The organism is uncultured Psychrobacter sp. (assembly GCF_947500265.1).
Classification (GTDB): domain Bacteria; phylum Pseudomonadota; class Gammaproteobacteria; order Pseudomonadales; family Moraxellaceae; genus Psychrobacter.
Window position 1 is genome coordinate 1 of record NZ_CANMRN010000007.1, and the last position, 16,453, is coordinate 16,453.

Annotated in this window: 16 protein-coding genes and 1 pseudogene; 5 read left to right on the forward strand and 12 right to left on the reverse strand. The window is 41.8% G+C overall.

Translation table 11 applies throughout. The annotated features are described in order from the left end of the window. Nucleotides 1-477 precede the first annotated feature (477 nt). Together pssA and Q0788_RS10385 are read right to left on the reverse strand one after the other, a co-directional pair. A complete protein-coding gene (gene pssA / locus Q0788_RS10380) occupies nucleotides 478-1,392 on the reverse strand; it encodes a CDP-diacylglycerol--serine O-phosphatidyltransferase (protein WP_227511196.1) in 915 nt (304 codons plus the stop codon). Nucleotides 1,393-1,418: 26 nt separating this feature from the next. Next, the gene (locus Q0788_RS10385) at nucleotides 1,419-2,306 is read right to left on the reverse strand and encodes a 23S rRNA (adenine(2030)-N(6))-methyltransferase RlmJ (RefSeq protein ID WP_298810375.1); all 888 of its coding nucleotides are present in this window, start codon (nucleotides 2,304-2,306) and stop codon (nucleotides 1,419-1,421) included. A 141-nt stretch (nucleotides 2,307-2,447) separates the two neighbouring features. Here Q0788_RS10385 and Q0788_RS10390 point away from each other — a divergent pair, with 141 nt between their 5' ends. The 3 genes from Q0788_RS10390 to dapE all read left to right on the forward strand — a co-directional run bounded on the left by Q0788_RS10390 (nucleotide 2,448) and on the right by dapE (nucleotide 5,056). Further along, on the forward strand, nucleotides 2,448-3,200 hold the full coding sequence (locus tag Q0788_RS10390) for a 2OG-Fe(II) oxygenase (RefSeq protein ID WP_298810377.1): 753 nt from the start codon (nucleotides 2,448-2,450) through the stop codon (nucleotides 3,198-3,200). 57 nt (nucleotides 3,201-3,257) lie between these two features. Beyond that, nucleotides 3,258-3,722: a hypothetical protein gene (locus tag Q0788_RS10395; protein ID WP_298810379.1), complete on the forward strand. Its 465-nt coding sequence runs from the start codon at nucleotides 3,258-3,260 to the stop codon at nucleotides 3,720-3,722. A gap of 134 nt (nucleotides 3,723-3,856) precedes the next feature. Then, nucleotides 3,857-5,056, forward strand: a complete 1,200-nt coding sequence (dapE, locus tag Q0788_RS10400) for a succinyl-diaminopimelate desuccinylase (RefSeq protein ID WP_298810381.1) — start codon at nucleotides 3,857-3,859, stop codon at nucleotides 5,054-5,056. 142 nt (nucleotides 5,057-5,198) lie between these two features. Here the strand turns inward: dapE and Q0788_RS10405 are convergent, their stop codons facing one another. The 6 genes from Q0788_RS10405 to Q0788_RS10430 form a co-directional block, all read right to left on the reverse strand. Further along, a complete protein-coding gene (locus Q0788_RS10405) occupies nucleotides 5,199-5,702 on the reverse strand; it encodes a GyrI-like domain-containing protein (RefSeq protein ID WP_298810384.1) in 504 nt (167 codons plus the stop codon). A gap of 65 nt (nucleotides 5,703-5,767) precedes the next feature. Further along, entirely contained in the window at nucleotides 5,768-5,977 is a 210-nt protein-coding gene (iscX, locus tag Q0788_RS10410; protein ID WP_021812734.1) for a Fe-S cluster assembly protein IscX, read from the reverse strand. A gap of 176 nt (nucleotides 5,978-6,153) precedes the next feature. Further along, nucleotides 6,154-6,690, reverse strand: a complete 537-nt coding sequence (locus Q0788_RS10415; RefSeq protein ID WP_298810387.1) for an acyl-CoA thioesterase — start codon at nucleotides 6,688-6,690, stop codon at nucleotides 6,154-6,156. A 280-nt stretch (nucleotides 6,691-6,970) separates the two neighbouring features. Continuing rightward, nucleotides 6,971-8,353, reverse strand: a complete 1,383-nt coding sequence (locus Q0788_RS10420) for an NAD(P)(+) transhydrogenase (Re/Si-specific) subunit beta (RefSeq protein ID WP_179799564.1) — start codon at nucleotides 8,351-8,353, stop codon at nucleotides 6,971-6,973. A 14-nt stretch (nucleotides 8,354-8,367) separates the two neighbouring features. Further along, nucleotides 8,368-8,706, reverse strand: coding sequence for a proton-translocating transhydrogenase family protein (locus Q0788_RS10425; protein WP_298810598.1), 339 nt, complete (start codon nucleotides 8,704-8,706; stop codon nucleotides 8,368-8,370). Between the two features lie 115 nt (nucleotides 8,707-8,821). Continuing rightward, on the reverse strand, nucleotides 8,822-9,973 hold the full coding sequence (locus Q0788_RS10430) for a Re/Si-specific NAD(P)(+) transhydrogenase subunit alpha (protein WP_298810389.1): 1,152 nt from the start codon (nucleotides 9,971-9,973) through the stop codon (nucleotides 8,822-8,824). Nucleotides 9,974-10,470: 497 nt separating this feature from the next. Here Q0788_RS10430 and yaaA (Q0788_RS10435) point away from each other — a divergent pair, with 497 nt between their 5' ends. Beyond that, nucleotides 10,471-11,283: a peroxide stress protein YaaA gene (gene yaaA / locus Q0788_RS10435; RefSeq protein WP_298810391.1), complete on the forward strand. Its 813-nt coding sequence runs from the start codon at nucleotides 10,471-10,473 to the stop codon at nucleotides 11,281-11,283. A gap of 94 nt (nucleotides 11,284-11,377) precedes the next feature. On the opposite strand, the gene Q0788_RS10440 is transcribed toward yaaA (Q0788_RS10435), so the two are convergent. After that, nucleotides 11,378-12,991: a hypothetical protein gene (locus tag Q0788_RS10440; protein WP_298810392.1), complete on the reverse strand. Its 1,614-nt coding sequence runs from the start codon at nucleotides 12,989-12,991 to the stop codon at nucleotides 11,378-11,380. Between the two features lie 257 nt (nucleotides 12,992-13,248). Here Q0788_RS10440 and yaaA (Q0788_RS10445) point away from each other — a divergent pair. Next, nucleotides 13,249-13,440, forward strand: a pseudogene (gene yaaA, locus Q0788_RS10445) (peroxide stress protein YaaA); the annotation flags it as partial. A 99-nt stretch (nucleotides 13,441-13,539) separates the two neighbouring features. On the opposite strand, the gene Q0788_RS10450 reads toward yaaA (Q0788_RS10445), so the two are convergent. The 3 genes from Q0788_RS10450 to Q0788_RS10460 are packed head-to-tail and all read right to left on the reverse strand — an operon-like array spanning nucleotide 13,540 to nucleotide 16,348. Further along, nucleotides 13,540-14,208, reverse strand: coding sequence for a glutathione S-transferase family protein (locus tag Q0788_RS10450; protein ID WP_298810393.1), 669 nt, complete (start codon nucleotides 14,206-14,208; stop codon nucleotides 13,540-13,542). Nucleotides 14,209-14,233: 25 nt separating this feature from the next. Continuing rightward, nucleotides 14,234-15,412 carry an aromatic amino acid transaminase gene (locus Q0788_RS10455; protein WP_298810394.1) on the reverse strand — a complete coding sequence of 393 codons (1,179 nt, stop codon included), beginning with the start codon at nucleotides 15,410-15,412 and terminating at the stop codon, nucleotides 14,234-14,236. An 18-nt stretch (nucleotides 15,413-15,430) separates the two neighbouring features. Further along, a complete protein-coding gene (locus Q0788_RS10460; protein ID WP_298810395.1) occupies nucleotides 15,431-16,348 on the reverse strand; it encodes a DMT family transporter in 918 nt (305 codons plus the stop codon). Nucleotides 16,349-16,453 lie beyond the last annotated feature (105 nt).

The following is a 16,453-nucleotide window of genomic DNA, read 5'->3' on the forward strand; positions in this document are numbered from 1 at the left end:
TTTAGCGAGCTGACCATCATATCATGTTTTAATAGTCTGTCAACTTCTTTTTTTAATTTGTTTCAACAAGTTAACTGAGTTATTAATGTGTAATCTACACACTAGCTACTTCCAGCTCGTCTTGATGAGGTGCGTATTATAGACGCTATATTTATTTAGTCAAGAAGTATTTTCTATTTAATTCAAACAATTTACATCGTCCAAATCAGCAATCCACTTCCCTTTCGACTGGGTGGCATTATACGGAATTTTAAATAGAAAACAAGGAAACTCTATAAATAATCTCAGTTATTTTCTATCAAAGATATCGTATTAACCTAACCTATTGTTATCGCTATCAAACTTTAAATACTATCTTATACATCTACAGATTGAGCTTGTTTACATTGGCTGATGTAACATAGCAATATATAGAACATATAAAAAAAGGAACTTACCTGACGGTAAGTTCCCTTATATAAAATCTAAATACAGCGTTTAACTTTTTACTTTCGTTTTAATCGTAGTTACGATACCTGATAACGCATAGATAATACCGATCGCTAAGATACCAACAGGAATATCATAGAGCACGATGCTCATGACTAGCACCCCAATGATAAGCACTACAAAAGGTACTTTCTTTTTATCAAACTCTTTAAAGCTATAGTATTTGACATTACTGACCATCAGTAGACCGCAAGTCACGACCCAAGCTGCAAACAATAGCATGACAGCTGTATCGTATTGACCAATCCACTCGTTATGATCGACTGCAACCATCACAGCAGACGTTACCAATATAGCAGCCAGTGGACTTGCCAAACCAACAAAGTACTTTTTATCGACAATACCAACCTGAACGTTAAAACGTGCAAGGCGAAAAGCAGCACAAGCGGTAAAGACAAACGCACAGCCAATGCCGATACGACCCAAAGGCTCTAAAGCAAAGCTATAAATCAAAATAGCAGGGGCAACACCAAACGCTAGCATATCTGCTAAAGAGTCGTATTGCTCACCAAATGGACTTTGCGCATTGAGCATACGTGCGACACGTCCATCTGCGCCATCAAGAATAGCGGATAAAAAGATAGCCAAAGCTGCTTTATAGAACTCACCTTGGGTACTCGCCAAAATCGAGTAGAAGCCTGACAGTAGCGATAAAGTAGTGATCAGATTGGGTGCCAAATAGACACCGCGACTAACTACTCGCTTACCTTCGGCTACTTCAGCTTCAATCACCTCAAATGTCAAACCATCATAGCTGTCGTTATCCGCTAGGCGAATATTAAATTCGTGCTCATCAATAAACGGTGGCTGAGTCGCTGCATTATCTTGCAACGAGCCGTCATTTAAGGACGAATTATTCAAAGGTGCATTATTCGGCTGGCCGATAGGTGGCTGAGTCGTCATCTTAATATCCTTATTGGCCGTTATTGCTATTCGCCGACGAGCCAGCGTACATTGGTCGCACTATCAGGCGTCAAGTTTGGCGCGTCTTCTACTTTTAGTACTGGCTGTAAGAAACGTAATATCTCACGTGCATGGTTATCAAATTGCCATGGCGGATTGATAACCAGTAGACCTGTACCGTTCAGACCAACCGCAACATCATTAGGATAAATGTTTAGCTCACAAACCAACTGACGTCTCATTTCAGTACGTTTGAGCTTTTTATAGAAGAGCTCTACGGCTTCGATATTTTTGATTGGGAACCAAAGTGCATAAGTCCCTTGTGGCCATTTGTTATAAGCCGCGACCAATAGGTCGATAAGCCGCGTAAAATCTTTGTGCTCTTGCTCATAAGGAGGATCAAGGAAAATCAAACCGCGCTTTTCTTTTGGTGGAATAACAGCGGTAATACCTTCAAAAGCGTCACGATGCTGGATACCAATTGGCAACTTATGTAGCTGATAGTTCAACGCATCGTATTCAGTCGCTTTGGCTTCAAAAGCCTCAGCACGCACGCCAGCATCAGGCTTTTTAACGGCGGTTTTTTCGACGTGATGGGCCACCCACCATGGCGAACCAGGATAGACTTTATTGTCATAAGTGAATTTGGCTTGCTTAATGCCTTCCATATAATCTTTGACAGCAGCTGGGGCTTTTTCGGTATCTGCTTTTAGAAAAGCTTGAATACCGCCTTTGGCCTCACCTGTTTTGCGCGCTTCTTCACTGCTTAGTGAATACAGTCCACGACCGCCATAAGCGTCAAGCACATAAAAAGGTTTGTTTTTCTGCCCCAGTTGATTAAGCAGTTGTACCAATAAAATGTGTTTAACCACATCAGCAAAGTTACCAGCGTGGTAGGCGTGTTTATAGTTCATAATCTCAAAAGTTTAAATAAGAAAAATTGCATCTATGGTAGCATAGGCAGAGTAAAAGATAATGTGGTTTTAGTAAGTGCTTTCAATAAAAACGTATTGAATGACGGTATATTGACAGCTGATTGATAATAATGAGATGAAATGACGCAGATTATTAGCAACCTTAACAAGACAGCGTTGGTCGTTGATCATCCGATAGGTCAGGATAATCCACCATTACTGCTGCCAGATACTCATAATGTTAGCCAAGAAATTCCTACTCAGCACGTATTGCAAATGTCTGACTTTGCGGTTAACTGGGAAGATAAGCTGACGGATAAACAGCTCGATACCTTTGTCACTGACGGCTGGCTCATCATTGATGACGTATTCAATAGTACTGCCTTATTAGCACTACAAGCAGAAAGCGGTTTTATTGACTATCGTGATGCAGAGCTGACCGCTGGTGTTCGCATCAGTGATATTCGCGGTGATAGAATACGCTGGATTACTGAAGACTTTTTTGCAGGTTATTACTATCTACAAAGCATAAATGTTTTGGCCTCGCTATTCAATCGTAGTTTATTTGCTGGTATTCGCCATAGTGAAGCGCATTATGCGTGCTATCCGACTGGTTTTGGCTATCAATGGCACAGTGACAACCCTGCTGGACGTGATGAACGTGTTATCTCGGCGGTTTTTTATCTCAATGATAATTGGGAAGCAGCCGATGGCGGTGCACTAGAGGTCGTTGACAAACATGGCACGCACCATGAAGTGATGCCAGTTGCCAATAGACTGATTATTTTCGATAGCGATTTACGTCATCAAGTACAAATTGCGCATCGTCAACGCTACTCTATCGCTACTTGGCTAAGACGTGATGATGCTGTAGTTTTGTTTGCTGCGCCCTGAGTATATCTATCATTCGCTACGGCTCTAAGTAAGCTTTGTTAATTAAGGACAATAATAATGCGTAAGAATCTATTCAACCATTCTGTTTTACTTATTATGTTACCTTTGCTTGCAAGCTGCACGACTATTGATCATCAAGCCTCAATTCAACAAATCAGTGAGCCTTTCTTTACCTATCACCTACCAAAATCCACCTCTGAAAAACCTGTAATAGTTACACCAACTGCTATCACGACTGAGTTCAAGTATGAGAACGGGTGTCTGCTTGCATTTGATGGAACAAGATGGATGACGCCAGTATTTCCAGAAGGACATGCCACTTTCGATATTAGTAATAAAACTTTAGAATTATTAGGAACAAGTTATCAAATGGGCGAAGTTGTTTTTGCTGGTGGCAATATCAGTAATTATGACAGAGACAAAGCTAAAACTTATAGCAATACTCTAGCCGAAAAATGTATTACAGAGTATTTAGCAAAGTTTTATGGTGATTATGAAAAAATTTACTTAGACAGAGACTAAGATTTTTTTAACTATAGCAGTTGATTAACCTTTATATATTTGCAACGCATAAATAATTAGTACCAAATAGACCTGATAAAAAATAAGCTATCTTTTATAGCAAAAAACATTAACTCAACTTACCTAGGACTATCATGAGTTCAGAAAATAATAGCAAAACCCACCAGCAAGAAACCTTAGACTTAAGTATTGCACTGTTAGAGCGCCCTTCAGTGACGCCCGATGACGATGGTTGCCAAGATATGTTGTCAGCACGGTTAGAACAAGCAGGCTTTGATTGCGAGTTTATGTATTTTGGTGATAGAAAACAAAGCGGCGAACATGCCGAAGTTAAAAATTTATGGGCACGCCGCGGTACTACCGATCCAGTGATTTGCTTTGCTGGACATACTGATGTCGTACCAACAGGTGACGAAAAAAACTGGACTTACCCTCCGTTTACCCCAACTATCGCTGATGGGTATTTATGGGCACGCGGTGCCGCCGATATGAAAACGGGTATTGCAGCTTTTACTGTTGCAGCCGAACGTTTCGTTGCTAATCATCCTGAGCACAATGGCTCAATTGCTTTTTTAATCACTTCAGATGAAGAAGGCCCGTCAATTAATGGTACGGTCAAAGTGATCGAGACTTTAGAAGCACGTCAAGAAAAAATCACTTACTGTCTCGTTGGTGAGCCATCAAGTACCGATACGTTAGGCGATATCATCAAAAACGGTCGTCGTGGCTCATTGGGCGCAGAGCTTACCGTTACAGGTAAACAAGGTCATGTTGCCTATCCACATCTGGCATCTAATCCGATTCATGCGGCAATGTCTGCCCTTGCTGAACTGACTTCTACCGCATGGGACAACGGCAATGACTATTTCCCGGCCACATCATTGCAAATATCGAATATCAACGGTGGCACTGGCGCAACCAATGTCATTCCTGAAACACTAAACGTGGTCTTTAACTTCCGTTTTTCAACTGAAACGACTGAAGATGAACTAAAGGCAAAGACGCATGCTATCTTTGATAAACACTTTGCCAATAGTAAAGCGAGCTACGATATTCATTGGAAATTATCTGGTCAGCCGTTTTTGACCCCAGAAGGAAAACTGGTTTCGGCATGTCAAAATGCCATCAAAAAAGTGACCGATGTCGATACCACCCTATCGACTTCTGGTGGCACCTCCGATGGACGCTTTATCGCGCCAACTGGTGCCCAAGTTGTAGAGCTTGGCGTACGTAATGCGACGATTCATCAAATAGATGAAAAAGTAGAAGTCGATGATCTAGGAAAGCTTGCGCAGATTTATGAAGGCATTTTGGAAAATTTATTATTGGACTGATTGCAAGGTTAGCTGCACCTGTCTAATTGATGACATATATCCAAAGAAAAAGCGCTACCTAAGTTAGGTTAGCGCTTTTTTTATCATTGTTTTTATAGACAATAGGTTGAGCGGCTTAAATTATTTAAGCAAATTACTAGCTTTACTCGATACCAATATAGACATCAACCTGACCGTATTCTAAGTTACCACCGATATAATGCTCAAAGTCTACATTGAAAGTGCGGGTATGCTCGCAATCGGACGCATTGAAATATTCCCAAGCACTTTCCCATGCATTCATCACAGTGTTAGGCATATAACCTTCTTCAGAAAATACCAAGTACTTTCCTGCAGGAATATCAACAGTCACTAGGTTACTAGCATTGGCCACACTGTCGCTTTCTGATTGTGCATCTTGCTCGCTGGCTACTTTCCAACTGGCCACAACGTCAAACGCCCCTGCCAGATCATCGCTTTCATAGTTGTGATAGACACCATAAATGTCTTCACCTTCAGGGAGTTCACCCGCGTGATTTTGATAAAACTTCTGCCATAATCTACCAAGTTTGGCAGTGTCATGGCTTATCTCAGCGTTGTTGGTAGTACGAACGCTGATACCGCTACAAGCTATCGCTTCTGGTAGCTCTTTAATTTGTGAGGTCATGATGCGGCCTTTTCTATCTGTTTATTTAGTTTTCTGTTTGTAGCAATGCTGGCAGATCGAATCGATTAATCTGCTTCATCAATCCAGTTCATTTGAATGGCTTCTAAGATGCCTTCATTTGATTTTTGTGGATCATCATCAAAGCCTTCAAGCTCAGTTACCCAGCGATGCAAATCAGTAAAGCGAATATACTGTGGATCTGTTTCTGGAAATTTTTCATAAAGCTCAATCGCGATATCTAAGCTGTCTGTCCATTTTAATTTTTGTGGGGTCATAACGGTACCTTATTTTTAGTCGTTTTGAGAATCATCATTTTAAAAACGATGCCATCGTCCTAATACTGACGACTTGATGGGCTCTATCCTACCAAAATTCAGCAAATGATTATAGCCAAGTTATTTTACGATGTTGTTTTTCAATACTGGGTTTCAATACTGTTTTGCGATGTGGCTTAGGCTGATTTAGTCGATTTTACCGCGACTTGGTGCTCATTCCATGTGTTAATGGTATCCGTCAAATGCTCGCCCATCATGTCTAATACTTCTGGTGTGCGCATACCTTTGCTATCTGTAAAAACAAACTTAGTCATACCAACACCCATCAGCTGATTTTTGACAAAGAACCGATGCTCAAAATACACATATTTATGATCCCATCCTGCGACTGCACTGCTAAGCGTCATTTTATCCAAAAATTTAATTTGCTTAAGATAAATCATCTCTTGCATGGCAATCACCCAATTGAGCGACTTGATGCCTTTTTCGTGACAGCACGCCTTTACCCAGCGTGTCACGTTTAGCTCAATAAATGATAAATAACGATAATTGGGTAAATGATCGCGAAATCCCATATCGTGTGGCAAAATTCGATAATGGCGGACGGTCGGTGCAATCAATGTCTCTAGACTGATAGTTTCGCTCGTCGATTGATGCTTAAGCTGTTGCTTAAGTAAGCTAACCATAATAAAAAAACGCAGTAGCATATTCATAAATTTTTCTCTTATTTCATTGTATTTATAGTTGGTAATCGTATATCGTTAAAGCTGTTCAGATGGGTTAAAAGGTTAATCAGGCGCATACCGTATAGTGAGTACATAAAGCGCAGTTAATTTTGTGATTATTAAACAACTGACCGTAATTGGAAATAATCTCAGTCTATAGTCGGCTCATAAATGTCGCCCACTTTAACGCAAAAAAAGCCACCTCAGTGACTTTCTTTATCTAAAAACTTACCTGCAAATAATAATGGTTAAAAACATAGCTTAGAGATTAATGACCGCCGCCATTGATAGTACGTACCATCTCTTCTACCATTTTCTTAGCATCGCCAAAGATCATCATCGTTTTGTCCATGTAGAACAAGCTGTTATCCAGACCTGCATAACCAGTACTCATTGAACGCTTGATAACCATAACCGTCTGGGCTTTGCTGACTTCTAAAATCGGCATGCCAAAGATTGGAGAAGTAGGATCATCTTTCGCAGATGGGTTTACAACGTCGTTTGCACCGATAACCAAGACCACATCTGTACTCGCGAAATCTGAGTTAATCTCGTCCATTTCTAAAATATCATCATAAGGGACATCAGCTTCAGCCAATAGGACGTTCATATGGCCTGGCATACGACCCGCAACTGGGTGGATAGCAAAACGAACGTTAACACCTTCTTCTTTTAACAACTCATATAGCTCTTTTACTGCATTCTGTGCGCGGCCTTGTGCCATACCATAACCTGGTACGATGACCACGCTACTGGCATTAGACATCAGGAACCCTGCGTCTTCTGCTGAGCCTGCTTTGTAGTTCTTCGGTGCCCCATCATCGCCGCCTGCGGCAACAGCTGATGTACCCATACCACCGAATAAGACATTAAGTAGTGAGCGGTTCATGGCTTTACACATGATGTAAGACAAAATCGCACCTGATGAACCAACTAGCGAACCTGCGATAATCAGCATCGAGTTGCCAAGCGTGAAACCAATGCCTGCTGCTGCCCAACCTGAGAACGAGTTCAATAGAGATACAACTACTGGCATGTCACCGCCACCAATTGGGGCAATCCACATCCAACCAAAGATAACGGCAATCACTGCCATCGCATAAAATGCTGGTAGTGAGTCAGTGACGAAATACACCCCACCGAACCCAATCATCGCAATAAATAGTAGCGCTTGAACCGGTTTTACCCAGCCACCAACCAATGTTTTCGCCCAGCTTTTCGCGGCCAATTTACCAAAGGCAAAGACTGAAGCTGAGAACGTAATCGCACCGATGAAACAACCGATAAATAGCTCGATGCGAGCAACAGCGCCATGCTGTTGTTCAGTGTGTAATACTGTTGCAAGTGCAATTGCAACCGCTGCCAAACCGACGAATGAATGCATCAAAGCAACCGTTTCTGGCATCTGGGTCATTGCGACTGTTTTCGCTTTCCACATACCAACGAGGGCACCCAACACCATCGCCCCGATAATCAACCAAAGCACAGGGCCTTCTGCTAAAAAGAAGGTTGTCACGACGGCAATCGCCATCGCTGCCATACCAAAGCGGTTACCACGAATCGCTGTCTTTGGGCTAGACAAACCACGCAAAGTTAAAACAAAGAGGATAGCGCCGACTAGATAAAACCAATCTGCATTTGCCGCAATCATTGCTGAGAAGTCGTTCATGCATCACCTCCAACATCAGTGGTCGCTACTGGTGCTTTTTTCACTTTCGGTTTGAACATCGCAAGCATACGCTCGGTCACGGCAAAGCCACCGAAAATATTGATACTGGCTAAAAATACTGCAAAGGCACCAAGCAAACTGGTCGGTGTAAACATTGAACCATCAATCGTGACGGTCTGTAGCATCGCACCCACGATGACGATACTTGATAAGGCATTGGTTACCGCCATCAATGGCGTATGTAATGCAGGCGTAACGCCCCAAACCACGTAGTATCCGACAAAAATAGCGAGCACAAATACAGTGAAAATCGCTACAAATGGTGTGCTACTCATGGCCGCACCGGCTGGCGCTGCAGCTAAAATAGTGGCAATCATCTAATCCTCCTAAAAATTTATTCATTACTGGCAAATGTGTAGTGACAAAGTATGTGGTAATAGACTGTTCAAACTAGCGTTTGGCCAGTCGTACTTGACTGTCATGTGTCACTGCCAGTGCGCCCTGAATCTCGTCTTCCATGTCTAAGTTAAGTGCCAAGCTAGCTGATGCGTCATCGCCAACAGGTGCAATCAATGTCGTAATAAAGTTAACAAGGTTATTGGCATACAAATCTGAAGACTGTGCGGCTAGCTGTGAAGGGATATTGGCGGCACCAACGATACGTACGCCGTTGTCTGTGGTGATGGTTTCGTTAGGCACGCTGCCTTCGACGTTACCACCGGTACCAGCAGCCATATCGATCAGTACGGAACCTGCCTTCATTTTGGCAAGCGTTGCACCATGTACCAGACGCGGTGCGTTACGACCAGGAATCTGCGCCGTGGTAATAACGATATCAGCATTGCTCAATGCTTTGTCCACGACAGCCGCTTGATCTTTGACATATTGCTCCGATGGTGTCCACGCATAACCACCGGTAGACTTGGCTGTTTCAGCCTCCTCTGCACTCATCGGCACATCAAGCCATTTACCACCGAGTGACTCCACTTGCTCACGAGCGGTCGGACGTAGGTCACTGGCTTCTACCACTGCACCCAAACGCTTTGCTGTCGCAATCGCTTGTAGACCTGCAACACCCACACCTAGGATAACGACTTTGGCTGGCTTAACCGTACCTGCTGACGTCATAAACATCGGGAAAGGACGCGAATACTCATTGGCCGCTAGCAATACGGCTTTATAACCAGCAAGGTTGGCTTGTGACGACAATACGTCCATATTCTGTGCGCGTGACAGTGTACGAGGCAATAACTCCATCGCAAAGACTGTTGCGCCTTTGGCTGCATAAGTATCAAGCTGAGTGTTGCGATACGGGTCGAGCATGCCAATGACGATCTGACCAGACGATAAGCTTTCAGTGGCTTCCGCTGGTAGGTCATTGACGGTGGTAATAATATTAGACTGGGTAATCACCTCGGTGCTGCTACTAGCAATGTCGGCGCCCGCAGCCTGATACAACTCATCAGCATAGTATGCTGCTTGGCCTGCACCTGACTGAACGACGACTTCAAACCCAAGTTTACGCAATTTTTTGACTGCGTCTGGGGTTATGGCTACACGGCTCTCGCTCGTGATATCTGCACTAATTACACCGATTTTCATACCGTCTCCTTACTTACGTCCAATGACTATATTTACGTCTCACGACTACCTTTAATACCCTCAACGCACATCTAAAAAGCACAGGGGACAAAACCCATTGATCATGATTAATCCATTACAGCGACCAAAGGTTATCAATTTAATAAATGATAGCTACTTTACCATCATGCCTTTTTATTATAGAGATATCGTTCGTCAAGTTTCATTGTCTAATGATGACCCACAAGTAAAATAAAAATTTAGGTATTTACACCATTGGCATACTTTTTGTTGGTATATTAAAGCCTTTTATTTTTCCGAAAAACGCTTAACCCTTATAGATACAGGCCTACCTCCATTTATTTCCTAATGTTAAATCCGTTCTTTTATTAAACAAATAACGTCAATAAACATAAAATAAGCAAGGTTAAGTCAAGTTCCACCCATGCATACCGTATAATAAGAATACTTGACACTCGAAAAAACCTGTCATCGATTCATTATAATAAGGAATAACCATGTATTTTTTGCTCTCCCCTGCAAAATCCCTGAACGAAACAGATGCTATACCATTAAATTTAGGCAACTATTATAGTCAGCCCGAGCTAATCGAACGCTCACAAGAACTGATGAAAGTACTGAAGTCAAAAGAGCCTGTTGACCTACAAGAATTGATGAGTATATCTGACGATTTGGCTCAGCTTAATGCCACGCGCAATCAGCAATGGCATTGGAGTGAAGCGCAACCATTTACTAACGATGCCTCTGACAATGCCGCCAAACCTGCAGGCTATTTGTTCGATGGTGATGTCTATACTGGACTTGATATGTATCATATGGACAAAGATACCGCCACTTACGTCAATGAGCACTTAGGTATTTTGTCTGGGCTGTATGGAGTACTAAAGCCGCTCGATCTTATCCAGCCATATCGTTTAGAGATGGGCACCAAGCTGAAAAATGAGCGCGGTGACAATCTTTATGAGTTTTGGGGCGAGGAAATCACTAATGTTATCAATGCGCGTATGGCTGATAGCGATGACAAGGTATTAGTGAATTTGGCTTCTAATGAATACTTTAAGGCGGTAAAGAAAAAAGCACTGAAGGCAGGCATTATCACGCCACGATTTGAAGACGAGAAAAATGGTCAATATAAAGTGATTAGCTTTTATGCCAAAAAAGCACGTGGTTTGATGGTGAAATATGCAGCAGATAAGAAGCTGACCAATGCTGAGCAGTTAAAGCAGTTTGATTTGGCAGGCTATTACTATTGTGAAGGCGCGTCTGATAATAAGACGTGGACGTTTAGACGAGATGCGGTGGTTCAGTAGCTTGAGATAATATGAGTTAAAATTATAAAAAACCCATCATAAGCTAAAACTTATGATGGGTTTTTTATTCTCCAACCACTAAATGTTTTAGTACCTATACTCTAAAGCGTAACTTATCCCTTGAAACATCCAGTACTACTGTTTCATTATAAACATTATAGGTATGGAGACGATCAATGTCAGTCTCCCAATTCGGCTCAATATAACGTACAAAGGTTTCTTTATAAGAAGTCGGTGTTAACTCTTCTACTAGGTATAAAGCCACCCTACGCCCGTATCTAAGAGTGCCATCCTGAGCAGTACGAAAGAGCTGACCGTTTTTTTGGAATAATGCTCCCGCTAGTCGTGAGCCACGCACATCAATTTTTAGAGGCGCCGAGGGATGAATGGTCCAATTATCTGCTTGCAGCTTGTCAGACGTATAAATATACAGCTCTAAATCCATAGTAAATGCTGAAATTGAACCGTGAGTTGTGAAAAGATACCATAATCCATTATGCTCAATCACGGCGCTATCCACTGCCTGAACGCCTGAAACTAACTCATGAACTTTTTTCCACTTACGCGGAAAGTCTGTCGCTTTTAATAAGCTAATACAATTGGTTTTTGCAGCCTCTGGAATCATATAGACAGCATCTTCATACTCGAATACATTGGGAAAGCTTAAGTGCGTGCTAATACCCAAATCAGCTTGTCCTGAACCAATAACTTGATGGCTTTCATTCAGCTCTATCCACTCTATTCGACCAACATTCTCTTTATAGTTCAAGCTTTCAAAAAATATGTAACGTCTTGAGTCTTGTTCAATATAAAAAGGATCGGCCCAAAAACATCCCTTTTCAGGTAGTATCTCCGTGTATGTCTGTATCGGCTGATCAGTAGAACCAATAAAAATACTCCAGTTGTTTAGATAAAGACTTTTATAAAATCTTTTTATCATGTAGTTTTTTAGAAAATTCTGTAAATGTCGTACTGCTGTTAACTGTGGAGGCGTTTTATAAAGTGTGTGATCGTTAATTAAATTAATAAAATTCCCACTTTCGACGCCAATTTTATTTTTACGGAAGTACCAATACAGTATTGATGCTGCAACCCCTTTTAACTTATCCTCCGTCAAATTATAGTCCCAGTAAAACAAACTGCCATAACCTCTACCTACCACTTTGTCTACATCATCGTCATTACTCAATAGTTGCAGTGTCACGACGCTGTTCTCCCATTGTTCAGCAAACTGCCAATACAACGCAGGCTCACCTCGCTGTATCCTTTCATCACCATAATGAAGTAAGAGAATGCCATGCTTCGTAACACCTAGCGCTTTCCCTATTAAGGTTTGAAAATCCATACTCAGCAGGTAATCTAAATCTGTTGCCTGCAGTCTCTTAATCACTGAGTGTTCAATTTCATCAGTGGATTTATTCTGTCTTGGTATTGATGTAATGACAGGCATTTTGCCATTAGGGACTAAATCATGAATAGAATAACGCCTGGTAGTCTTTTTAGCTCGAGAAAGAATAGAAAATAACTTTTGATTGATAGACGGTATAACCTTGGATATATGAGAGGGATTAGCTTGGTGTTCTGCACTTCGTTGGATAGCAATACAAACCTCAACTATACCTTCATCTACTAGAGATTTTAATGGCATAAACTTGTGCCATTCTAATGTTTCATCTTCTACAAAGATTCCAAGCCTAATTTTTTTCATCGTTATCACATTCAATGGCACACGATATTTTGCAAATTCTGTCCCGCAACACGTGTCCAAGCTCCTTTTAAGTAAATTATCATTCCATTATATATTCATATAATAGCATATATATTGACAAACGTTAAACAAAGCGCAACGTTAAAATTAAACATAAAAAAGCCCTGCTATCTTTCGATAACAGAACTTCTAATAGCCAAATAGACTTTATGACAAAATCATACGTTTAGCGAAACGCGATTCATCGAGAAAGGTGAGAAAATGGTCAATATAAAGTGATTAGCTCTTATGCCAACAGAGCCCGTGGTCTGATGGTCAAATATGCTGCTGACAATAAGCTGACCAATGCTGAGCAGCTAAAGCAGTTTGACTTGGCAGGATATTACTATTGTGAAGACGCGTCTGATGATAAGACTTGGACGTTTAGACGAGATGCGGCGGATCAGTAGCTTGATATAAAAACTATATTTGCTACAGTCACTAGAAGCATTGCATTTAGTGCTTCTAGCTCACTCATCAGATATCCTTTAGTTGAACATATGAACAGATTACAACAATCCTTCTTGTGCCATCATTTCCTGTATCGAGGCGCGGTTTAGCATGGCTTGATAATGTGCATTTATGTGTATCCAGTCTTGGGCTCGACTCGCATATCGCTGACTCCAGTGAGCAATCATAAATAAATGAAAATCAGCCCCACTTAATTTATCGCCTAACAGCCATGGACCATTATTTGCTAATCCCTTTTCAACGATACCCCAGCAGTGGGTTAGCACATCATTCGCTTTATCTTTCACTTGTTGCAAATTGTGCTCGCCGCTAATGTACTGCTCGGGATGTGCCCAGCGATTGGCAGCTTCTTGTAGTGTAGAAGACATCCAAAACAAATACTGATAATAGACACCGCGCCTAGGGCATCCTATATCAGGTGCTAGCTCAGACTCTGGGTGTTGATCTAACACATACATTAAAATTGCCGCAGACTCATAAATAACCTGTCCCTGATGCACTAACGTAGGTACTTTGCCATTTGGATTAATGGCTAGATACTCAGCTGATTTTTGCATGTTTTTAGACAGGTCTATTTCTATCATTTCATAAGACGCGCCTAGCTCTTCAAAGACAGCATGGGTAGCCATATTGGCGCCACCCTTATCCCAATATAAAGTATAAATAATCGTGTCCTTCTTGCTGTGGCAATTAATAGATAAAACCATTGCACTGAGTTATAAAGATTATTCTCTAACGTGGAATAATCGACATGATAGCGTCCGCCAGTTGAGGGATTTCCGTCATTTTCAAACCGGCAATATTGATTCTACCATTTGGCATGCCGTAGATAGCGAACTCATCTTGCAACATGAGCATTTGACTCTCTGTTAGCGGTAATAGAGAAAACATGCCTTTTTGATGCGAAATATCCAAAAACTCTGCAGGTGCACCCCTATCTTTTAATGTTGCGCCTAATGCTTGGCGAATAGTATCTACCCTACTACGGTAGCTTGCCAGCTCGACTAGCCAAGCGTCTGGTTTGTCTAGCAAATAAGAAGCAACTGCGGCACCGTGATTGGGCGGCATAGAATAGTTGGCACGTGTGATGGTTTCTAAAAGTGTCTGTATATCTGCGTGACGCTCATGGTTCGTCGTCATCACCGTAGCAATACCCGTACGCTCGTTGTACAGCCCCATATTTTTTGAACAGCTGGCGGCGATAAATGCAAAATCAGCGTCTTCAATGATTAGACGAAGACCTGCAGCATCGGTATCAGGATCATCGCCAAAACCTTGATACGCCATATCAATAAACGGGACAATATTTTTCTGTTTACACCTATCAGAAAACAGTTGCCACTGCTCTAAAGAAGGATCTATACCGGTAGGATTATGGCAGCACGCATGTAATAACAGCACGTCTCCTTCTTTTGCTTTTTCTAGCGCGGCAAAACACGCATCAATGTCTAACTGACCATTTTGATTTTGCCATGGATACGTCTTAACCATTAACCCAGCACCTTCCATCAGCGGACGATGATTGATATAGCCTGGGTCACTGATCCAAACGGTTGAATCTGGAGCAAGCGTGACGATCAAATCAGCAATGAGTCGTAGCGCCCCTGATGCCCCAACCGTCTGAATCGTGCATTGGTTTTTTAGACTTGGACTGTCACCCAATACAAATTTTGCCATTTGCTGGTTAAAATTAGCGTTACCCGATAGCATGCCATAAGCTTTTGAATGAGCTTGATGAGCAAGATGTATCTCTGCGTCTTGCACGGTTTTCATCACAGGCGTATTGCCATACTTATCCCGATAGACACCAACCAATAGATCTATTTTATGTTTACGCTGGTCAGCGCGAAACCTACCTAACAATGCCCACAGTGGATCACCATTGATAACAGGCATATTATCTAACATCATGATACTTCCTTAATTAGTTTATTTCGCTCGATTGGACAAAATGACGCCAATGGTACTGAGTACGATGCCGCATATCATGATAACTGATAGAGACTCATTAAGTATCAGCGTAGCCAGTATAGCGGTTAATCCTGGCGACAAAGAGCCAAGTAATAAGGTACGAATGGAGCCCAGTTGTTTGACCGCATAAGAAAACGCAATGGTTGAAACCACCCCCACACCAAGTCCTTGTACTAGGATAAACGGAAGCGCTTCATCAAAAGATACAGAACCTATATTCGTCTCTACCATACCAGACAGAACCATCACTAATGTCAGAAAGAACGAGGTATAAGAAAGTACGATAGCGATAGCTATTGGATTTAACTTGGTGCTTTTTAACCCTAAGGTATAACCCGCCCAAATCAGGCTTGCCATCAACAGTAACCCCACGCCATACAGAAGACTATTAGGTATTGACTGTGCACGCCCGCCAATCATAGTAGCGATACCAAAGAGAATAAGGATCAATGCGGCAAATTTTCTTAATGATATTCGCTGACGATAAAAAATAAAAGACAATATTGCGGCAAAGAAGACTGGTGTCCCTGTCAAAATAGTACCAACGTAAGCTGCTGGTACCGTACTTGCACCAAAAGCAGCTAATAAAAGAAAAGGCACGCCACCAAGTAAAACGAACATGATATCTGGCAGTCTTATATTTTTGACTTCATGCCAACTAGAGAGTACCCAAGGAGTCAATAAGACCAGCGGTATACTAAAGCGAATGAGCATGACATCCGCAATACTTAGCGACGATGCTCCAACCGCTCGTACAGTCAACGCAAAGCCTGACCAAATCAATAATACGACACTCATAGCCACATAGCCTTTGGTTAGTGGCGACATTACAAACAAAGGATTTTTGCGCGATGAGGGATGGAATATCGTATTCATAGTCGTGTCTTATGCTGGTATACAAAGACCAATTATCGATTAAAATACGCGCTTTTATCTCTATTTATTCATTGCAATTTTGCAAATATTTGGTGGATAATGCTA